Annotated in this window: 14 protein-coding genes, 1 tRNA gene and 1 pseudogene; 9 read left to right on the forward strand and 7 right to left on the reverse strand. The window is 41.4% G+C overall.

Translation table 11 applies throughout. From position 1 onward, the window contains the following. Window positions 1-3: 3 nt before the first annotated feature. Together topA and PDL71_RS10630 are read right to left on the reverse strand one after the other, a co-directional pair. Window positions 4-2,595 (reverse strand): type I DNA topoisomerase, encoded by a 2,592-nt coding sequence (gene topA, locus PDL71_RS10625; RefSeq protein WP_407520777.1) that lies wholly within the window; start codon window positions 2,593-2,595, stop codon window positions 4-6. A 331-nt stretch (window positions 2,596-2,926) separates the two neighbouring features. Beyond that, a complete protein-coding gene (locus PDL71_RS10630; RefSeq protein ID WP_407520779.1) occupies window positions 2,927-3,793 on the reverse strand; it encodes an alpha/beta hydrolase in 867 nt (288 codons plus the stop codon). 19 nt (window positions 3,794-3,812) lie between these two features. Here PDL71_RS10630 and PDL71_RS10635 point away from each other — a divergent pair, with 19 nt between their 5' ends. From PDL71_RS10635 to PDL71_RS10655, 5 genes are all read left to right on the forward strand, one after another. Next, window positions 3,813-4,592, forward strand: coding sequence for a Rossmann-like and DUF2520 domain-containing protein (locus tag PDL71_RS10635; RefSeq protein ID WP_407520781.1), 780 nt, complete (start codon window positions 3,813-3,815; stop codon window positions 4,590-4,592). Window positions 4,593-4,604: 12 nt separating this feature from the next. Then, entirely contained in the window at window positions 4,605-5,129 is a 525-nt protein-coding gene (locus PDL71_RS10640; protein WP_407520783.1) for a KdsC family phosphatase, read from the forward strand. A 15-nt stretch (window positions 5,130-5,144) separates the two neighbouring features. Then, window positions 5,145-6,092 (forward strand): geranylgeranylglycerol-phosphate geranylgeranyltransferase, encoded by a 948-nt coding sequence (locus PDL71_RS10645; protein ID WP_407520785.1) that lies wholly within the window; start codon window positions 5,145-5,147, stop codon window positions 6,090-6,092. Then, the gene (locus tag PDL71_RS10650) at window positions 6,089-6,658 is read left to right on the forward strand and encodes a Maf family nucleotide pyrophosphatase (RefSeq protein WP_407520787.1); all 570 of its coding nucleotides are present in this window, start codon (window positions 6,089-6,091) and stop codon (window positions 6,656-6,658) included. The genes PDL71_RS10645 and PDL71_RS10650 overlap by 4 nt, the downstream gene beginning before the upstream one ends. Window positions 6,659-6,783: 125 nt before the next feature. Continuing rightward, a complete protein-coding gene (locus PDL71_RS10655) occupies window positions 6,784-8,037 on the forward strand; it encodes a DUF2851 family protein (RefSeq protein WP_407520789.1) in 1,254 nt (417 codons plus the stop codon). 3 nt (window positions 8,038-8,040) lie between these two features. Here PDL71_RS10655 and PDL71_RS10660 read toward each other — a convergent pair whose 3' ends face one another. Further along, window positions 8,041-8,445 carry an OsmC family protein gene (locus PDL71_RS10660; protein WP_407520791.1) on the reverse strand — a complete coding sequence of 135 codons (405 nt, stop codon included), beginning with the start codon at window positions 8,443-8,445 and terminating at the stop codon, window positions 8,041-8,043. A gap of 84 nt (window positions 8,446-8,529) precedes the next feature. On the opposite strand from PDL71_RS10660, the gene PDL71_RS10665 reads away from it, so the two are divergent. The 4 genes from PDL71_RS10665 to PDL71_RS10680 all read left to right on the forward strand — a co-directional run bounded on the left by PDL71_RS10665 (window position 8,530) and on the right by PDL71_RS10680 (window position 11,458). Beyond that, complete coding sequence (locus PDL71_RS10665) at window positions 8,530-9,387, forward strand: hypothetical protein (protein WP_407520793.1); 858 nt, start codon at window positions 8,530-8,532, stop codon at window positions 9,385-9,387. A 27-nt stretch (window positions 9,388-9,414) separates the two neighbouring features. Continuing rightward, window positions 9,415-10,350 carry a lipoyl synthase gene (lipA, locus tag PDL71_RS10670; RefSeq protein ID WP_407520795.1) on the forward strand — a complete coding sequence of 312 codons (936 nt, stop codon included), beginning with the start codon at window positions 9,415-9,417 and terminating at the stop codon, window positions 10,348-10,350. Next, window positions 10,350-11,366: a phosphodiester glycosidase family protein gene (locus PDL71_RS10675; RefSeq protein WP_407520797.1), complete on the forward strand. Its 1,017-nt coding sequence runs from the start codon at window positions 10,350-10,352 to the stop codon at window positions 11,364-11,366. Before lipA ends, PDL71_RS10675 begins: the two co-directional genes overlap by 1 nt. Before the next feature lie 18 nt (window positions 11,367-11,384). Beyond that, window positions 11,385-11,458 (forward strand) — tRNA-Pro (locus PDL71_RS10680). A 790-nt stretch (window positions 11,459-12,248) separates the two neighbouring features. On the opposite strand, the pseudogene PDL71_RS10685 reads toward PDL71_RS10680, so the two are convergent. The 4 genes and pseudogenes from PDL71_RS10685 to PDL71_RS10700 all read right to left on the reverse strand — a co-directional run. Continuing rightward, window positions 12,249-13,061, reverse strand: a pseudogene (locus tag PDL71_RS10685) (recombinase family protein); the annotation flags it as partial. Further along, window positions 13,058-13,318 (reverse strand): hypothetical protein, encoded by a 261-nt coding sequence (locus PDL71_RS10690; RefSeq protein WP_407520799.1) that lies wholly within the window; start codon window positions 13,316-13,318, stop codon window positions 13,058-13,060. The gene PDL71_RS10690 and the pseudogene PDL71_RS10685, both read right to left, overlap by 4 nt. Window positions 13,319-13,376: 58 nt before the next feature. After that, window positions 13,377-14,849, reverse strand: coding sequence for a hypothetical protein (locus tag PDL71_RS10695; protein WP_407520801.1), 1,473 nt, complete (start codon window positions 14,847-14,849; stop codon window positions 13,377-13,379). Window positions 14,850-14,863: 14 nt separating this feature from the next. Then, window positions 14,864-20,089 (reverse strand): JAB domain-containing protein, encoded by a 5,226-nt coding sequence (locus PDL71_RS10700; RefSeq protein WP_407520803.1) that lies wholly within the window; start codon window positions 20,087-20,089, stop codon window positions 14,864-14,866. Window positions 20,090-20,106 lie beyond the last annotated feature (17 nt).

Consider the following 20,106-nt stretch of genomic DNA (forward strand, 5'->3'; position numbering starts at 1 on the left):
ATTTTACTTCTTCTTCGCCGCCTTCTTCTTAACCGCTGCTTTCTTTTTCACCGCTGTCTTAGCAGGGGCTTTCTTCGCTGCGGCCTTCGTCTTTTTATCAAAAGCGCCGGGCATTTGCACCACAATCATTTTCTTGATATCATCCACCGGCATCATGGCCAGTTCATCAGCCGTATATTTTTCGCCATCCTTTTTCTTATCCACCTTCAGCATTTTTTTACCAAAGCGGATGAAAGGTCCCCAGCGTCCATTTTCTACTGCAATATTTTCATCGGGCCAGCGTATGATAAAGCGGTTGGCTTCCTTCGCCACCTTGGCTTCAATCAACTCGTTGATATCATTTTCACTCAGCTTGTCAAAATTATACCGCTTGGGTACATTAATAAACATGCCATCCCACTTAATAAACGGACCAAAACGTCCCTTGCCCTTGGTTACCGGTTTGCTTTCATAAAAGGCAACCGGTGCATCGGCGTTTTGTTTTTCTTTAATTAACTCAACTGCACGCTCCAGTGTTACTTCCATCACATCTTCACCACGGGGAATGGAAATAAACTGATCGTCCAGTTTTACATACGGACCAAAGCGACCCACATTCACACTTACTTCTTTGCCTTCAAACACACCAAGCGTTCTGGGCAACTCAAACAACTTCATCGCTTCTTCCAGCGTAATGGTTTCAATGCTTTGATCTTTACGTAATGCTGCAAAGCGTGGTTTTTCCTCATCATTCACATCGCCAATCTGTACCATCGGGCCAAAACGACCCATCCTAGCCACAATTTTTTTACCGCTGCTTTCTTCTGTACCCAATTCCCGTTCACCTTTAATACGCTCTGCGGTTTCTATGGTTTTTTCTACATCCTTTTTAAACGGTTTGTAGAAATCTTTCAGCATCTTATTCCACTTCAGCTTTCCTTCCGCCACTTCATCAAACTCTTCTTCAATACGTGCCGTAAAGCTGTAATCCATAATATCATCAAAATACTGCTTCAGGAAATCCGTCACTACCAAACCCAGATCGCTCGGAAACAGTTTCGCCTTTTCAGCACCGGTAGTTTCCTGTTCCATGCCCTTGCTCACCACATTGTTCTTTAACTGCAGCACACGGAAATCTCTCAACACACCTTCTTTATCCCGTTTTTCCACATAACCACGTTTTAAGATGGTGGAAATAGTAGGAGCGTAGGTACTTGGTCTGCCGATACCGAGTTCTTCAAGTTTCTTTACCAGTGAAGCTTCCGTATATCTTGGCAGCGGACGGGTAAAACGTTCTGTGGCATTCATTTCTACCAATGGTAATTTTTGTCCCACACTCAATTGAGGCAACATACCTTCCATGGCTTCCTCTTCCAGGTCATCATCATCCCGGTCTTCACGGTACACCTTTAAGAAGCCATCAAACTTCAATACTTCACCTTCTGCTTTCAGTTCTTCTTTATTGGTAGAGACTTCAATCGTTGCGGTGGTGCGTTCCAGTTCAGCATCTGCCATCTGGCAAGCCATGGTACGCTTCCAGATCAGTTCATAAAGGCGACGCAAATCTTCATCTTCCACACTTGTATTTTCCATGTAGGTGGGACGAATAGCTTCATGCGCTTCCTGTGCACTTTCGTTCTTGTTTTTGTACTTGCGGAACTGATGATACTTATCGCCATACATACCTTTAATCGTACGTGTTAAATCGCCAAGTGCAGTATCACTCAGGTTCACACTATCCGTACGCATGTAGGTGATCTTACCGCTTTCATATAATTTCTGTGCCAGCGTCATGGTACGGCTTACACTGTAGCCGAGTTTACGACTGGCTTCCTGTTGTAAGGTAGAAGTTGTAAAAGGAGGAGCCGGTGATTTTTTGCCGGGCCGAACTGCAATATCGGTAACAGTGTAGTCAGCGCCTTTGCAACTGTTCAAAAATTTCTCCGCATCATCCGCCGTGTTTGCTTTTTTACCTTCTGCTTTAAAAGTGACGTTGCGGTCGCCCATGTCTTTGGCAGTGAACAACGCTTCTATTTTAAAGGTCGAGGATGCAACAAAGGCGTTGATTTCTCTTTCACGCTCCGCAATTAATCGTACGGCCACACTTTGTACACGGCCGGCACTTAAATTGTTGCGCATACTCATCTTGCGCCATAACACAGGGCTGAGTTCAAAACCAACAATACGATCTAATATGCGGCGTGCCTGCTGTGCTTCCACCAGGTTCATATCCACAAAACGAGGATTGTTCACGGCTTTTTGAATGGCAGGTTTGGTTATTTCATGAAACACGATGCGTTTGGTATTGCGTGGATCAAGACCCAGTACTTCACATAAATGCCAACTGATGGCTTCTCCTTCACGGTCCTCATCCGTTGCCAGCCATACTTCATCACTTTTTTTAGCCAGGCTTTTTAAATCGCTCACCACTTTCTTTTTTTCATCGGGAACGATGTAACGTGGTTCAAATTCATTCTCTACATCAATACCCATTTCATCTTTTTCGAGGTCACGGATATGGCCATAGCAACTCTTCACCTCAAAATCTTTTCCAAGGATTTTTTCGATGGTTTTTGCTTTTGCAGGGCTCTCAACGATCAATAAATTCTTTGCCATAATTAGTTGTTGCAAACCGGTTTTTTGGAGGACATCGGCGATGCAATATTATAAAATCATTCATAAATCAAAGAAAAAGGAGGAATTATGGATAATGAGTTAATGGATAAATGATAATGTTTCAGACATTTTTTGAAACAAAAAGCAAGGCTTAAAAAGTGAAATATTTTTTTTTATAACGGGCATTTGTACAAATGGCATCGTTCCTTGCCACGCTCGTTTCACAGCATGTGCATGTGGCATCTATGGTTTCAATTACAGCATTGCTTAGTAAAAGATGCAGGTTAAAGTTCATGGTTCACTATCAACTATCATCTAACCAATTATCCATTTACAAGAACTCCATCACCGCTTTCTTCACCTTATTATCCCTGTAAATTTTCCGGTGACCTAAACCTTTGGTTACCATAAATTGAAAATTAGGATGTGCATCCTGCATTACTTTCTCCGCATCTGCCCACGGCGTTTGTAAATCGTCTTCATCATGAATCCACAACACTTCAGCTTTAATATTGTGAGCTGCTCTGCGGATGGAGTACCATTCCGGCCACTCCTTTCTTTTTTCATAAATCACCTGCCTCATTTCTTCTTTTACGTCTGCATCAATGCGCAGCAGTTCACAAAATGAATCTAATGCGGAGGAGGTTTCTGTAGCCGGTGCAATTACTACCATCTTTTTATGATCCTGGTAGCGTTGCCGTTCCATAAATAATGCCAGCGCTAAACCGCCAAAAGAATGTGCCGTAAAGCTTTGAAACGGACCAAATTTTTCATACACCGTTTCAATCATCTGCATATAACTGAGTACATTAATCCGTTTACCTTCGCTTTCACCATGCGCCGGCGCATCAAAAGCCACCACTTCATATCCTTTCTTAACTAATGGCATTACAAAATGATCAAACTTCTTAATGGTGCTGGAAAATCCATGCAGTATCAGCACTTTTTTGGGTTGCGGATGGTTCCAACGATAACCCACCAGTTTCAAACCATCCATACGCACATGCAGTTTTTCAGCTTTTTCAAAGATGGCCGGTGTCTTTCGTGGAGCAGAGGGAACAGGCTTGCAAAAAAGATCAAATGCTGTCTCAGCTGCTTTGCGTTTGGATAGCTTACTCCAAAGTTTAAACTTGGTGCTGTAATAACCGATCACTAATTTTTGTGCAAAGTTCATGGGTTGATTATCTTGTGGCTGCAAGTTACTTGATTCCCCTTTCATGAATATAGTGATACTCGGCAGCGGGCATGCAGCAACCGTACTGGCACAACTCATGCACTCCAAAGGCCACACCATCTTACAGGTGTGGAGCAGAAACACTGTGCATGCACAGGAGCTTGCGTTAAAAGTGAATGCCAAGGTTCTTACTGATTTGCAGGAGATCGACAGATCTGCTGATCTCTGTGTTTTATCAGTAACCGATGATGCCGTTGCAGGTATTGCTGCTCAACTGTCCCTTCAAAAAAAAATACTGGTGCATACAGCAGGTGCTGTAAGCATGAATGTTTTAAAAGGCGCTTCACCTAACTATGGAGTGTTGTATCCTTTACAGAGTTTGCGGAAGGAGCTTCGTACAATTCCTGAAATCCCTTTTTTGGTTGATGGAAATTCGGAAGAAGTAAAAGTGTTACTGGCTGATTTTGCAGCCACACTTTCTACGCAAGTTCTGGTGGCGGGTGATGATGAACGCATGCAGTTACACCTTGCTGCGGTAGTCGTTAATAATTTTACCAATCATCTGTATGCTGTAACAGAGCAGTATTGCAACGGGCATCAATTGTCTTTTCAAATGCTGCATCCTTTAATTATGGAAACAGCCGAACGATTAAAGACTGAAGCTGCACGGCAACTGCAAACCGGCCCGGCCCGCAGGGGAGATGAACAAACCATCCAGAAACATCTGCAACTGCTCAACAATGAACCGGAGCTGCAGGATCTGTACAAAACAATTTCAAACAGCATTTTAAAAATGTATCATAAAAACAAGGAACTTCGTTAAATATTGATACGTATGAATTTATTAGAGCAGTTTCAAAACATAAAAGCATTTGTTTTTGACCTTGATGGTGTTCTTACGGATGGTTCGCTGCTTATTTTGCCGGGCCAGGAGTTTGTACGTACCATGGATATTAAAGATGGCTATGCATTACAGCATGCGGTAAAAAAAGGATATCATGTTGTAGTCATCAGCGGCAGCAGTTCAAAAGCCTGTGCAGAAAGACTGGAATACCTGGGCATCCGTAATGTGTACATGAAGGTAAAAGATAAAGAAGAAGTGCTGGCTCAATACCTCTTAGCTCACAACCTGCTGTGGAACCAGGTGTTGTTTATGGGTGATGATATTCCTGATCTGGAAGTAATGAAGCAGGTAGGGTTGCCCTGTTGCCCGAATGATGCTGTCAATGATATCAAGACTGTTTCAAAATTTATTTCCACCAAAAGCGGGGGCAAGGGTTGTGTAAGGGAAGTGATTGAAAAAGTATTGCGGCTTAATGATGATTGGGTACTATCCTCAACGGATACAGCCGCTGTATAATTATAAATATGTTTCATGAGTGCATTGCTTGGTTTTCTGAAGTTGGTTCGCTGGCCTAACCTGCTGTTCATACTGCTCACACAGGTATTGTTTTTTTATGGCGTAGTAGAACCGGTTTTGTTTAATGGTATTTACATGCCCCGTGAATTCAGAATTCTGTTTTACCTCTTATGTCTTGCTTCTATTCTTATTGCAGCTGCCGGTTATATTATCAATGATTACTTTGACCTGAACATTGACCTTGTGAATAAGCCTTCACGCATGGTGGTAGATAAAACAGTAAGCCGCCGCTGGGCTATTTTTCTGCATATGTTTTTTTCCATGGCCGGTATTCTTATCAGTTTTTACATCGGCCTGCAGAGTAATAACTGGTTTATCGGGTTTGCCAATATTGTTTGTGTTGTGGTGCTTTGGTTTTACAGTACTACGTTTAAGAAAAAACTGCTGAGCGGAAATATTCTCATCTCTATGCTCACAGCATGGACGGTACTGGTAGTTTATTTTTTTGCGCATAATTATATGGGCGGACTTTTCAGGGAGCAAACAACAGAAGCCGCTTCGCACAAGTTGTTAAGACTTGCTTTACTTTATACTTCTTTTGCTTTCATCATTACACTCATCCGTGAAGTAGTAAAGGATGTAGAAGATATGGAAGGCGACCGGAAATATGGCTGCCGTACGATGCCTATTGTGTGGGGTGTTGAGTTTTCGAAAGTGTTTGTAAGTATCTGGATGATTATCCTGCTGGCATTATTGCTCATCGTTCTTTTTTATATTCTCCAGTTTTCAATGTGGGTGCCAGCAGCCTATAATTTTTTGCTGATCATCGTACCCGCTGCTTATGCACTCTTTCTTTTAATGAAAAGTAAAACGCCCCTTGAATTCGGAAAGTTGAGTACCTGGATTAAAGTGGTGATTTTTACCGGCATTTTATCAATGATACTTTTTAAATTTTTCGGATGATGGAACGCATCATACTGGCATCACAATCTCCCCGCCGAAAGCAATTGCTGGAATGGGCTGAAGTTCCTTTTGATGTGATAGTAAAAGAAACAGATGAACTCTATCCTTCAACACTTGCAATTGAAAAGGTGCCCGTTTATATTGCCCGCAATAAAGCACTGGCTGTAAAAGATGAGTTGAGTCATGACCGCATCATACTTGCTGCGGATACCGTGGTGGTGCTGAAAGATGAAATCATCGGCAAGCCATCTAACAGGGAAATGGCGATTGAAACACTGGCCAAACTTTCAGGACAAACCCACCGGGTTATTACTGGTGTGGTGCTACTAAACGGAACAGAAGAACTTTCTTTTGAAGATATTACAGAAGTAGAGTTTCATCATCTCACCAATGAGCAGATTGAATATTATGTAGATCATTATCAACCATACGATAAAGCCGGCGCTTATGCCATCCAGGAATGGATAGGTGTGGTGGGTATTAAAAAAGTGGCAGGTGATTTTTACAATGTAATGGGTTTACCCGTGAGCAGGGTAATAAAAGCATTACGTCAATTTGAAGACTAAGCAGTTGAAGACCTGTCTACCAACAGGCAGGTTTGATAACAGAGTTTGCATTTTTATAATCTCTTTCTTAATTTGAAGCAGGTTGTAGTCGCATCTTCTGATTTCCAAATCTTCAATTCCAATTTATGAACGAACGCCTGCTGCAATTTATCTGGCAACACCAGTACTTCAACAAAGACCATCTGCTTACAACCACCGGCGAAACAGTGGAAGTACTCTTTGCCGGCACACACAATACCAACCAGGGCCCTGATTTCACCAATGCACGCATCCGCATCAATCAACTTCAACTGGCAGGTACAGTAGAACTGCATCTCCGCACCAGCGATTGGCAATTACACGGACATACAAACGATGTGCATTATAAAAATGTAATTCTCCATGTTGTTTGGCAGCATGATGGCCCGGCTAATGAAACCGTACTGGAGTTAAAAAGCAGGGTAGCACAAAGTTTATTGAACCGATATGCTGCATTGATGCAGCAGCAGGAGCAGATTCCCTGCAGTTCCTTCATCAGTTCCGTACCTGATCTTGTATGGCTGAGTTGGAAAGAGCGGTTGATTGCAGAACGCATACAACAAAAATCCCAACATATCTATCAATTGCTGGAGAAAACCAACCGTCATTGGGAAGAAGTGTTCTGGCGGCTGATTGCCCGTAATTTCGGGATGCCGCATAACACTGATGCCTTAGAAGCAGTGGCACAATCAGTACCCATTACCTTACTGGCAAAACATAAAAACCAGATTCATCAGTTAGAAGCATTATTGCTGGGGCAGGCAGGTTTGCTGGAACAAACATTTACAGATGATTATTCGGTGTTGCTGCAAAAAGAATATCAGTATCTCAAAAAGAAACACAGCTTGCAACCCATCCATTTTCCACTTCACTTTTTAAGAATGCGGCCTTCCAATTTTCCAACTCTTCGTCTGGCACAGTTGGCCATGTTGGTGCATGAAAGCAGTCATTTATTTTCAAAAGTGCTGGAAGCTGCTTCTATTGCGCTAATTAAAAAGATGCTCAATGTTACCGCCAATGATTTCTGGCACACGCATTATACATTGCAGGAGCCATCACCTTATAAAGTAAAAAACCTGGGTGAAGTAATGGTGAACAACCTGCTCATCAATACCATTATTCCTTTATTGTTTGTGTACGCAGCAGAACATACACGGCCGCAGGTGCAGCAAAAAGCTTTGGAATGGCTAAGGCAGCTGCCCAAAGAAAACAACCGTATAACCCGGTTGTGGCAGGATACACAGGTGCCGCATAACAATGCGCTGGACTCACAGGCATTGCTTTATCTTAAAAAACAATATTGTGATGTAAAGCGTTGCCTTGAATGTGCAGCCGGTAATGCACTCTTAAAACGCAACTGATATTTACCAGTTAAACACAACCTTTTGCTCAATATCCGGATGAATGCTTTTGGCAACCGGGCAGGTAAGTGCAGCATTTTGCAGGATGGTTTTTTGTTTTTCATCCAATGCCAGGGTTGCCGGAAAATGAAAGGTTACTTCCACGCCGCCCACTCTGCGGGGATCAGCTTTCATGTGTTTCTGAATGTCGATGGTTACGCCTGTTAAATCAATATTCATATCCCTTGCCTTAATGCCCATTAGGGTCATCATACAACTGCCCAGCGATGTTGCCAGCAGATCAGTAGGGGAGAACCGTTCACCTTTGCCCTGGTTATCTACCGGTGCATCTGTTTCTATGGGGGTATTACTTTGCAGGTGAGTAGCTGTTGTTCTTAATTCGCCATTATACACAATACGGGATGTCATATGAGAGTTATTAGTTTGATAAAATTCCTGAATCCTGAAACTCAGTGGAGTCTCTTTGGTTTAATTCTGTAAATTTACTTTCGAATGCAAATAAAATTACTTGTGAAGCGACTATTTCTTTTTATAACTGTTTTTTCTTTTGCCGTATTTGCCTCCGCCCAGGAAAAAAAACAAAGCCCGAGGCAAATGGCAAAAGATGAAAAGCGCCAGGATCGCAGACAGAAAATTGATAATCTTATCCGTCAGCAGGAAGAAGGGGCACTTGTGTTTAACAAGCAAAATGTATTCGGCATCCGCTTGAATACTGACGGTTGGGGAATGTTTTTTGAAAAAGGATATATGAAGAGCCCCAAAGTAGCCAATCTCTTTGCATTGGAATTTTCTGAAAAGAAACATCCTAAGGAAAAGAAGCTTAGCTATGGAGTAAATAATGGACCGTTCCTGCAATTCTCCACACCTTATGTTTATGGCAAGCAAAATATTTTTTACCAGTTAAAACCCACTTTCGGTCAGCAGCGGATGATTGGTGGTAAAACCAACAAGAACGGGATATCTGTTCACGCCATCTATGCCGGAGGTATTTCATTAGGTATTGAACGGCCCTATTATATTACTGTTGCAGTTTCTCAAAATCAAACTAAAAACTTAAAGTATTCAGTGGCTGATAGTGCTGCTTTCTTATCACCCGGCAATATTATCCAGGGTACCGGTTTCCGTTACGGATGGAGAGACATGAAATTTGTACCGGGTGTACATGGTAAACTGGCGCTTCGTTTTGACTACGGTCGTTTTAATGAAATGGTTTCTGCCATTGAAATAGGCGTAAATGCAGAAGTTTATTCCCGTGATATCAATCAAATGGTAAATGTTCAGGGTTTTATCGCTCCCAGCCGTACTTTCTTTAACAGCTATGTGGCGATTCTTTTTGGTAAAAGAAAGTGACCTACATTTGCACTTTAATTCTTACGCATGAGTTGTTCCGGAGGCAGTAGTACTGATATTTCCACTACCGATAAAGTAAAAAAACCAGATTGGTTACGTGTACGCTTACCCATTGGCGAAAACTACCGTCACGTTCGTAACCTGGTAGATACCCATAAACTTCATACGATTTGCGAAAGCGGTAATTGCCCCAATATGGGTGAATGCTGGGGCGAAGGCACCGCAACTTTTATGATACTGGGTAATACCTGCACCCGTAGCTGCGGCTTTTGTGCAGTAGCTACCGGCAAGCCCGATGCTGTTGATTGGGATGAGCCACAACGGGTGGCAGAAGCGATTCATCTTATGAAAGTGAAACATGCTGTTTTAACTTCAGTTGACAGAGACGAATTAAAAGATGGAGGCAGTACTATTTGGTATAACACCATCAAAGCAGTGAAAACCCTCAACCCTGATACTACACTGGAAACATTAATACCTGATTTTAAAGGGCAGATGGAAAATGTACAACGTGTTGTAGAAGCTCATCCGGAAGTTGTTTCTCATAACATAGAAACGGTTGAGCGGTTAACACGCCAGGTTCGTATCCAGGCTAAATACTGGAGAAGTATGGATGTGCTGCGTTATTTGAAAGAAAACGGCATGAGGGTGAAGAGTGGTATTATGTTGGGCTTAGGTGAAACAAAAGAAGAAGTAGTGCAAACTTTGCATGACTTATATAACAATGGTGTTGATGTAGTAACAATCGGTCAGTATTTGCAGCCTACAAAAAAGCATTTATCCGTTCAGCGTTTTGTACATCCTGATGAGTTTGCTGAATACCGGGAGATCGGATACAGTATCGGTTTGGATTATGTAGAAAGCGGACCACTTGTTCGTTCTTCCTATCATAGTGAAAAACATGTGATTCCCGGGTATGGTAAACAAAAATGGGAAGCTGAAAAAGCAAATATGGTAATGTAATGACAGGCATAAAAAAAATAGTTACAGGAGTAATGTTGTTTTTCAGCATTTCTCCTTTTTGTTTGGCGCAATTGCGATGGGTAAATGTGGATTCATTGTATGCGCCATTGCCATCATCCATTCATGTGTATAAAACAACTGACAGTGTAGATGGTAAACCCAATATTGCCTTTTATGTAATTGCGGATTTAAACGATAAGCGTCTTGATTTTACAGTGGATACAACCCGCAACAGACGCATCACACCTTCAGCATTTTATGAACGTAATCAGCAGCCATTACTGGTGGTGAATTGTACGTTCTTTTCATTTGAAACTAATAACAGTATTAATGTGGTGGTGAAAGATGGAAAGATGGTGAATTACAACATTCATACTATTCCCTTAAGAGGTAAGGATACATTCATGTATGCCCATCCGTTTCGCTCCGCTATTGGTATCAACAAAAAAAGAGCAGCCGATATTGGCTGGGTATATGCTGATACATCAAAGCGAATTCCTTTTATATCTCAATCCAGTCGTAATTATTATAAAGATTCTTTCCATGTATTTAAATATGTCATTCAATCTATCAGATGCTCAAATGCTTTGCACCAAAACCCTTTAAAAAAGAAAAGTTATGAGCGTGTTTTTAAGAAGTGGAAAGTGGAAACTGCAGTAGGCGGAGGTCCTGTTCTATTGCAAAATGGGCAAATTCAAATAACTAATAATGAAGAAATGATGTTTGCCGGTAAAGCAAAAGAGAATCTGGAGCCACGCACCGCCATGGGCTATACCGCTGATGGTAAATTGATTATTCTTATGGTGCAGGGCCGTTACCCCGGAGTAGCGGAGGGTATGTCATTACCCCAAATGGCTAAGCTATTTCAGGACTTAGGTTGTGTAGAAGCGCTTAACCTTGATGGAGGCGGGAGCAGCTGTATGCTGGTGAATGGTAAAGAAACCATTACTCCAAGTTCAAAGGGAGAGCAACGGCCCGTGCCAGCCGTTTTTATAATTCAGCAGAAAAAGAAATAATTTGCATAAATCTATCAACGGGATGTAGCGCAGTCCGGTAGCGTGCTTCGTTCGGGACGAAGAGGTCGCTGGTTCGAATCCAGTCATCCCGACAGAACAGGACAAATTGGTTTCATTACTGGTTTGTCCTGTTTCATTTTCACCTGAACTGCTGTTTAGTACTGCAATACAGCGAAATACTTCATTAACTTTTTCTGTTCGAAATGCTTCTTTTTTCCTGTCGTAGATTACGCCATCAGGAAAGATTAGATTTTGGATAATTTCTTTTTGATTGACATCTGCAGAACCCCACAGGGACGGGAGTTTCAGGGAAAATTGCAATGCTTTTTCCAGTGCTTCAGTTGTGTTCGAAATACTTGAACCAGCCTGGTCAATATTTCGGAGGATTTGCGCCTTTTCTTCGGTGAGCTTAGCCTGAAACTTTTGATAAGTTTCGTCAGGCATGGACTTCAGAATGAAGTATTGTTCCTCTATTGTATCTATCTTTTTCTGCACTTCATTCAGGTTATTTTTTAAGAGTTTTTCTTCGTCCACTTTTGCTGTTTCCAGTTTGGCAACTTCGTGTTTCATGGCAAATAAAAAAGGCTGCACCAAGTGTGGGACAATGGCGTACTTTGTAAGATAATTAATGAAATGGGTATTGGCTTTTTCAGCGCTCTTGTTATTGCAGCAACCTTTAGAACGGCATTTATAATACCAGCGGTTCCGGCTCTTTACGATATAGCCGGTATAGGGGCTACTACAATCGGAACATTTCATGAAAACCTTTAGAGGAACGTTTTCATGATGCTTTTGATGAAGGATGCCATATTTACCTTTGGCTTCAGCACGGACATTATTTACTTTTAAAAATAGTTCCTGCGAAACAAGTTTCTCATGTTTACCCACAATCAATTTACCTTCCAGCATTTTATTGGAGATTATACCACAGTAAAAGGGATTGGAGAAGATGGCACTTATTTTTTGCTTATAAATTTTTAGCCCTAATGCTTTAAGACGGCTGAGGATTTCTTCGTTTTTCATGCCTTGTGCTTTCCATTCAAAAGCTCTGCGAAGTTTCTTTCCGGTATCATTCACTATAATCTTTCTTTCCCCTTTGCTTCTTTCGTCACTGAAACCTGTTTTATCATAAACAATATCATAACCCATTGGCGGTTTCACGCACCAGATACCCCGCTGTAATTTTTCTCTGATACCCGCCATTGCCCTTTGTCTTCTTAACTGGTTATCGTATTCGCTAAAAAGGAACTGGATATTCTGTTGGAATACGCCACCTGGGTTGCTGGTATCAATGGGCTGGGTAACCGCAATGATGGTGATGCCATATTTTTCCCGCAAGTCTTTAGCCAGTTTAATCGCACCACCACCGGTACGGGAAAAGCGGTCGAGCAGGTACACGAAAATGTGTGTTACCTTTTTATTCTTGCGGGCATAATCCAGCATACGCTGGAACTCTTTACGCCCATCCGTTTTTGCACTTTCATATACACCACCAAAATATTCCAACAATTCAAAATTTTGACGGGTTGCGTATTCTTCAATGGTTTTACGCTGCCACTCTAAAGAGAGGTTAGTATCAAATTGTTCTTTGCTGGAAACCCTGGTATAAACAATGGCTTTACGTTCACCTGATTTTACAATAGCAAGCGAAGGCTTTTTAGCCCATTTTGAAAATAAATCAATACTTGTATTCATGCGGCTTTTGATTTAGTTCGTTTTGTTGGATTCAAATATACAACTTGTTGATTATCAATTATATCTATTTCTTTCGCCTTAATGATCTGGTGGCAGACAGTACTCAGTTTTTCTAGGGTTTTGATAATATTATTAGCCTCGGTTTCTGAGTAATGTTCACAACCGGGGAAGGAGTGAAGGATTTCGGGGTTTAATGGAATGATACAGGGGTTTATATCAACCGCACAAACGCCCAGCTTGTTTTGCTTAGTTTTCATTGGATATGGATTTATTAATTGAAAAATCCGGTTGAGAGGAACCGGATTTTTATGATTGTTAGTCGTTAAAAATATCTATTTCCCCTCCCTGATTAAACCTTCCCATTTGCACAGCCTTTCCTTTCTCCGGCACTTCAATCACCACATCCACATCATGCTGGAAACTTTGAGAGCCTTTAAAATTCCCAAATTTTGTAGATTGAAAAATGTAAATGAAAGATTTGGTTGGGTTAAAGGCTTTCAGCCGGTTCAGGTCTTCAGGTAATAAGCCAAGCCGGTTTACGCTATCCAGGAAAATAAAATCATAAGGGGATAAGCCTTCCGGCAATACAGCCGCAACAAATAAATTCGGGTGTGCCACATCTTTATCATTCAGTTTCTTTTGCAATGTCATATCCAACCCTTCTTCTTTTGCCACATACAGCACTTTTCCATGATTCCTTGCCAGGTAACCGGCGAAGTCAATGCAGAGATATGACTTACCCATTTTGGGTTTGCCAAATACCATTGCGGTAAAGTTGGAGGATGGGTCGCCGATGAGGTCAAACCATTTCCCTTTAAGACCGATGGTTTCAAATTGCATATTGGCAAAATCCATGCTGTTCATAATGGCCGGCATTTCTTCAAAACCGTTTAACGGATTGCAGGCACAGCCCAAAACTCCTTCAATACCATTAAGCTCTCTTTGCTCTATGAGTAATGTCTTTTGCTTTTTATCACTAATAAATTCCCGCAGGTTTTTATATGCCTGCTGCAAAGGGGCTTCATACATATCACCCTTCCTCACTTTTCGCTTTTTAGCCGCTGTTTCCATTTGTTTTACCAGTTTAATGGCTTTTTCTTTCATCCCGGCTTTACCATTCAGGTTGATGTACTTCTTCAATAACTGTATAGAAGGATATATTTTTTCTCCACCTAATAAATCAGTAAACTCTTTTAATGTTTTCGCATTTACTTCCAGCTTTATTTTAGCCTTCATGGTATTGAAAGTCTTAACAAGACTATCCTGGATATATTTTACCTGCACGGCATACGGAGAAGTTTTACGGATGCGTTTTTCCAAAATTGCTTTTTGAAGGCCGTTGATAAAGCGGAGTAAATCATCCTTTGTTTTTGTCTTGCCATTCAGGTTTACAAAGCGGCGGATAAACCGAAGCTCTTCTGGAATCCTTTCCACCAACTGCGGACCATCTTCAGCAGGCATATCTTCATCACTTTTTTTAGACTTGGTAGGCTTTGTAATACCTTGCCTCCGCATAGTTTCTTTGATGACTTCATCATGCTGTTTTCTTTCGCCCTCTTTCTTCGCCTGTTTCTTTTGGGCTTTTGAAGTATTGCTGACAAACTCGTTCAGTTTTGCCAGGTACATATCCACCGTTTTCTTAATCGGCTCACTGGAATGATACGACACCCAGCTTGACCCATTACTGGTTGCCTTTAAAATAAATTCATGGCCTTTTCTTAATGCTTCCGGTAATGATTTTAAATCTAATGAATTGACCTTATTAAAGTAGTTATCTATTGTTATCATAGGATGGATTGTTTTTATGCTGCTAATAATTCAAGTTCAAGTGCCAGGGCTTCTGCTTCCAGTTCAAGGATGGCTACATTGTCCGGAAGTTCTTCTTCCTCATCATCGGGCGGTAGTTTTATTTTTTTCCGGTTGCTGTATCTTCCTGTATCAGACTTGATATTTTTTAGGTCAGATGAATGAATAGTTATAGAACATCCATGAGTAGTCTGTAAAATCTCCAGCAGTTTATCAATATTCTTCTCTGGCAACATGGCCACCATTTTGTCAGATACTTTTTCAAAATTGGTTTTCTCCACCAGCTCAAGGATATTCTTATCTAAATAAATATCGCCGCCCCTTGCCCTGGACGCTGATATTATCAGTTTGAAGTGATTACCTGTCCTGAAAAATGATAAGCCATTATTGGTAATGATTTGAGAGTTCTGCACCAATGATTTTACAATCGGTGCAGCTTTCAGTATTGGCACTACTACTTTATCCTGCACCTGTTCACCAGAGTTCCAGTTCTCCGGCATCAGGATTCCCTTTTTGGTTTCTTGCTTAATTGTTGTATAACTTACCAACTTGCCCTTAAAATCAGAAAAGGCTTGCAGCAGGTTACCGGTGATGATGTGGCGGATACGTCGGTCAGTGTTGTTTTCCTTAGTGTATTTCTCCCACTCATGCAGTAAAACATTCATGCTGGGCTGAGATATATCTGCACTTGCACCAATGATTGTCATTATATCTTCTGAGTAAGATGCCGGGATGGCCAGGTATTTAGAACTGTTGGCAATAGCAATACGCAGTTTGATTGCTGAAGGAGCATAAGGGTTCTTCTTTTTCTTATCAATTACAAATCCTAAAAACACGGCTGGCACCAACTCATTACCGCCATTGTAAGTTTCAATGGGATAACGGATATTACGGCTGATATAGAAAAACCGGAAGGCTTTTTCTATATACTGCTTTCGGTTATCAAAGGTCTTTTTGAGATTTTGTAATTGCAGTTCTTTTGCGCCAGTCAATTCTTTTTCTCTTTCTGCGACAGCCTGCCGCCATGCTCCCTCGCCCTGCTTTTCCAATATCTTCTGAATCTTCTTTTCACCGGGGACATTTTTTATCAGCTCATCATACTTGGCTTCGGTTTCAGCTTCTTCCTCTTTCAATCTTTCCGCCACAGATGCTTCATAATCTTCCACCAGTTTATCCTGTAGTTTATGAGGGTCATTACCTTTTAATGATTCATTGATAAGATTTTCCAGTTCTGTTTTGGAAAAAGGCTTTTTCAACACATTGGCACGGACGGTCTCCAGCGTACTGTCATCGCCAAAGGCGCTGTCACTGCCTTTGCCCATTTTTATTACCTTAGAAGAAACCGTTTCAGCTTCCAGGTTCATGGCTTCCACTTCCAAATCATAATCACCGGTTTGTTTCAGGTACTCTACATAATCATTATAGCGTTCCGCAATCTCATTATAAAAATCCTGCTGCATTTTAGTAGATAAAACAGCTACCCGGCCAGAAACTTTATGTGCCGCATCTTCCAATGTTTGCGATTCACTACTGCCGCTATCAGCCTTGGAATCTTTCAAATGCAATGGGTCGTCCAGTAATTCATTTACATCCTTATTCTCCATTAGGTAGTCCTTCACAATCTTGTCGCCGTATTTATTTAAGAAATCTGGCACATCTAAAATCTTCGTGGATTGCTTTTGATTGGAGGTAGTGTTTGCATCTAATGACTTCAGTTTTTTCTGTAACATCATCATCAACCTTTTTTCAGCCGGGATGGCGGACGTTACATAGTCATAAATCGGTTTTAAGATTTGCCCGGTTCGGTTGACGCGGCCTCTTTTTTGCACTTCCGTATTAATGTCCAGCTCTGCCTGCAGCACAATCATTACCCTTTGCTTTACCTGCTCTTTGGAAACTTTAGCCGTAGGTATGGCATGTGCAGATGCGCCGGTACTGCCGGACTGGTTAATCATCAGCACATCCACTTCATTATTATTGAACTGCCGGAAAGCATCATTGGTATTGATACGTTTTCTTGCCAGTATCAAAGCCTTACTGCCCTTCCAGTTGAGTTGCAGTTCATACTTACGGCCTGTTACTTCGGCGACACTGTAGCCGGCGTCTTTTATTTTCTTGATGATAATATCAATCGGGGAAATAGTAATACCCGTTGAGACGTTATTTATCTTTCCCAGTATTCGGTGGTATTCGGTTTGAGCTTCCGGCGGCAGTTCACTTAATTCAAATTTTTTGTGAATAGCATTGCCGTCCACATCTTTTTCGGAATAACGTAAAATACCATCTAACCCTCTTTTAAGAACTTCACTAAAATCAGCATTGATAGTATCGCCATCACCAACCGGAACGCCCTGTTCATTTTCCATTGATTCAATAAAGCTGCCCATTGTAGAAGCGAAGGCAATCACCGGCTTTTTTCCCTCCTTTAATCTTTTAATTGCCTGGTCAGCGACTGCTTCCGCCTTTAAAGAAAAAAGCATCTGGTTAATTACCTGGAACACTTTGGAAAAATAAGGTTGATTATCAACGCCAGCTTGTGAAGTACCTTCACGCAGTGCAACTTCTTTGCCTTCAGCTACTGCAATTTTATCCAGTTCCTCTACCTGTGCATCCACGAAGTTTGTTTGGAAGGCAATAATATCACGGAGTATATCAGTAATGTTATCTGCAATGGCACGGTGTTCTTCTGACTTAGTATCTAAAGACAAATAATTTACTTCCACTCCTTCAAAACTTCTTTCCCTGCGCACCATTTGTCCCTCAGCAACCAATTGTGAGGATAACACTTCCTGCAATGCCACGCCGCCTCTTGTAATAGCTTCCACCAAATCATCCCTGCTCATATTGCAATCGGCAATGGAAGTTTTCATAGCATAGATGGGCATGTTGTCGGGTCGCTTCGCAAATGTGGCTGACAGGAATACAACACCTTTGGTTTTTGAAACAACACCTTGCAGAAATTCACCCGTATTGGATGAGCCACTGGAATTATGTGCTTCATCCATGATAAAAATATTATCATCAGCAATAGCCCGGAGAAAGTTTGGTTTTTCGGGTTTCTTTTCTGGAGAATTAAACTGCGAATAGGTAGCCAGTACAAAATCATATTGCGCAGATACGGTTCTCGAACTGATAATACTTTGCTGCTCGGTGGGAGACGGTGCCTGGTATATAACTTCACCATCCTCATCTTTTATATCTGTCTTGGATTCCTTGCTGTTTACAATCAGTGGCTTTAAATGTCCTGAACCAATGGCTGATAAATCACGGTAAATGTCAGAGAACAGGTTTGCTTTTTCTGTAAGAAATACCGGCTTGACACCCTGGTTCACTGCATAGCGTATCATAGCAGCAGCAACCCGTCCTTTCCCAATACCCGTCTGGTCGCCGATAATCATGCCCTGGCTTCTTGCTTCAATATTATAAATAGTCATTGCCACCGCATCAATCTGTTCAGCAGATAAAACTTTACACAGCGCAGCTTTATTAGGATATTTTAAGCGGTGGCGAACAAAGTTGTCAATATCTCCGCCAACTTCTTCTTTTATACTTAGTACAGCCTGTCTTGTTTCAAAAGCCATACTGTCGGGCACTTGTGTATTTAATACGACACAACTTTCGGATGCTGGTTCGTAAGGCGCTCCGAGAGCCTCCCCCAACCCCTCCGAAGGAGGGGCTTTAAACAGCTTCATTAAATTCTGTGCTTCCTGTTCTAATGAAGAAATATTTTTTTTCATAGGTTCTGTTTTTATTCCTTCTCCTTTGGAGAGGGTAAGGGAGAGGCTTTCCATCACTCTTTGAAAAAGCTCATCAAAGGCTTTTACTTCATGGTCTTTATCGGGATTGTAAACAGGTGCTGCACCAGATGCTGTTTGTTTTCTGCCATTAATCAAAATCAGGCGGACATCAAAAGATGTTCCCTGTCTTGAATAAAGTTTTGCGCCATCAATATTGATTACATCAGCCACATGATAGCGACTGTATAGGTAGTTAAAGAAAATCCTGTTTTTACCTGCTGTGATTCTGCCTTTGTCATCCCAGGTAGTATGGCCACCAATGATGATGGCTGCCTTACCAGTATCAACCATGCAGTCTAAGGCCCTTAAAGCCATCACATGCTCTAAGGGTTTAATCGGAAAAGTATCAAACATAACTTCCGTTTCCATTTTGCCAAATGGTGGGTTTGTCATTACTGCCATAAATGTGCGTTGCACATCAAAGAAAGGTTTTGTGGCATCTCTTTGCCAGACGTTTGCAAAACCTTGCGTTTTCAGGTTGCGGTTACGAAAACTATCCAGTTCATTTACATATACTCTTTCAGGTTTGGCAGCAATAGTCAATAAGCCATTGCCTGCTGATGGTTCAAAAGCAAAGCCTCCATTGAACTGAAGTTTATCAATCTCACAAAACACACCTGCTAAATAACCAATGGGCGCAGGTGTAGAATATTGCTGCAGTAAAATACTTTGTGAAGTGCGGTGTGATAGATTTACCTGGCTTTGATAGAGTTCAACTATCTGGTCAAATCTTTGCTTCACTGTCCCCCCGCTATGCCCCAGCAATCTTGCCCGGTTTACAATGGCAAGCTCTGTCAGTTCTTTTACGTCATTTTTATCAATGATACCAAATGAAGCAGCCAGCTTTTCTACGGATATTTTATTGTGTGACTTCTTAGTAGCTAAATCAAATTCAATCGCAGCAACAAACTGTTCCTCTTTATTATTTAAGCCATCCAATCCTAATAAACCATCATCGGCAAAAGAATAATAACTGTCCCTTGTTACAATCACATGGTCAAGCAACCGCACTTCCATCATGGCAGCACTTTCTTTAATCTTTGCTGTTAATTGTTCATCTGCTCTTGAAGGTTTTAGGTTGCCGGACGGATGATTATGTGCAATTACCATTGACACTGCTAAACTTTTTAAAGCAGTGGCAAGAATAATGCGAATGTCGGCTACTGTTGCATTAATAGCCCCTTTAGAGTGTTTATAATAACCGATGATTTCATTTGCCTGGTTGAGATAAAGAACGATGAACTGTTCCTGCAATTCTACTTCACCTTCATTGAAAGTATTTCTGATAAAATCAGCCGCATCTTTTGATGAAGTGATTTTACCAAAATCTTTCTGCCTGCTCCTTGTATAAGAAACAGCTAACTCCGGAACATTAACTTCCGGAGTTTCGCCAAGCACAATTTCAGGTATGGTTTGGTATTTCATGGTTTCTTAATGGATGG

Origin of the sequence: Lacibacter sp. MH-610 (assembly GCF_045780045.1) — a bacterium.
Classification (GTDB): Bacteria; Bacteroidota; Bacteroidia; order Chitinophagales; family Chitinophagaceae; genus Lacibacter.

Excerpts from the sequence above, each read along its gene's own strand:
- topA (WP_407520777.1), bottom strand. The coding sequence starts at position 2,595 with ATGGCAAAGAATTTATTGATCGTTGAGAGCCCTGCAAAAGCAAAAACC.
- PDL71_RS10635 (WP_407520781.1), top strand. The coding sequence starts at position 3,813 with ATGAATATAGTGATACTCGGCAGCGGGCATGCAGCAACCGTACTGGCA.
- PDL71_RS10640 (WP_407520783.1), top strand. The coding sequence starts at position 4,605 with ATGAATTTATTAGAGCAGTTTCAAAACATAAAAGCATTTGTTTTTGAC.
- PDL71_RS10645 (WP_407520785.1), top strand. The coding sequence starts at position 5,145 with ATGAGTGCATTGCTTGGTTTTCTGAAGTTGGTTCGCTGGCCTAACCTG.
- PDL71_RS10650 (WP_407520787.1), top strand. The coding sequence starts at position 6,089 with ATGATGGAACGCATCATACTGGCATCACAATCTCCCCGCCGAAAGCAA.
- PDL71_RS10655 (WP_407520789.1), top strand. The coding sequence starts at position 6,784 with ATGAACGAACGCCTGCTGCAATTTATCTGGCAACACCAGTACTTCAAC.
- PDL71_RS10660 (WP_407520791.1), bottom strand. The coding sequence starts at position 8,445 with ATGACATCCCGTATTGTGTATAATGGCGAATTAAGAACAACAGCTACT.
- PDL71_RS10665 (WP_407520793.1), top strand. The coding sequence starts at position 8,530 with ATGCAAATAAAATTACTTGTGAAGCGACTATTTCTTTTTATAACTGTT.
- lipA (WP_407520795.1), top strand. The coding sequence starts at position 9,415 with ATGAGTTGTTCCGGAGGCAGTAGTACTGATATTTCCACTACCGATAAA.
- PDL71_RS10675 (WP_407520797.1), top strand. The coding sequence starts at position 10,350 with ATGACAGGCATAAAAAAAATAGTTACAGGAGTAATGTTGTTTTTCAGC.
- PDL71_RS10690 (WP_407520799.1), bottom strand. The coding sequence starts at position 13,318 with ATGAAAACTAAGCAAAACAAGCTGGGCGTTTGTGCGGTTGATATAAAC.
- PDL71_RS10695 (WP_407520801.1), bottom strand. The coding sequence starts at position 14,849 with ATGATAACAATAGATAACTACTTTAATAAGGTCAATTCATTAGATTTA.
- PDL71_RS10700 (WP_407520803.1), bottom strand. The coding sequence starts at position 20,089 with ATGAAATACCAAACCATACCTGAAATTGTGCTTGGCGAAACTCCGGAA.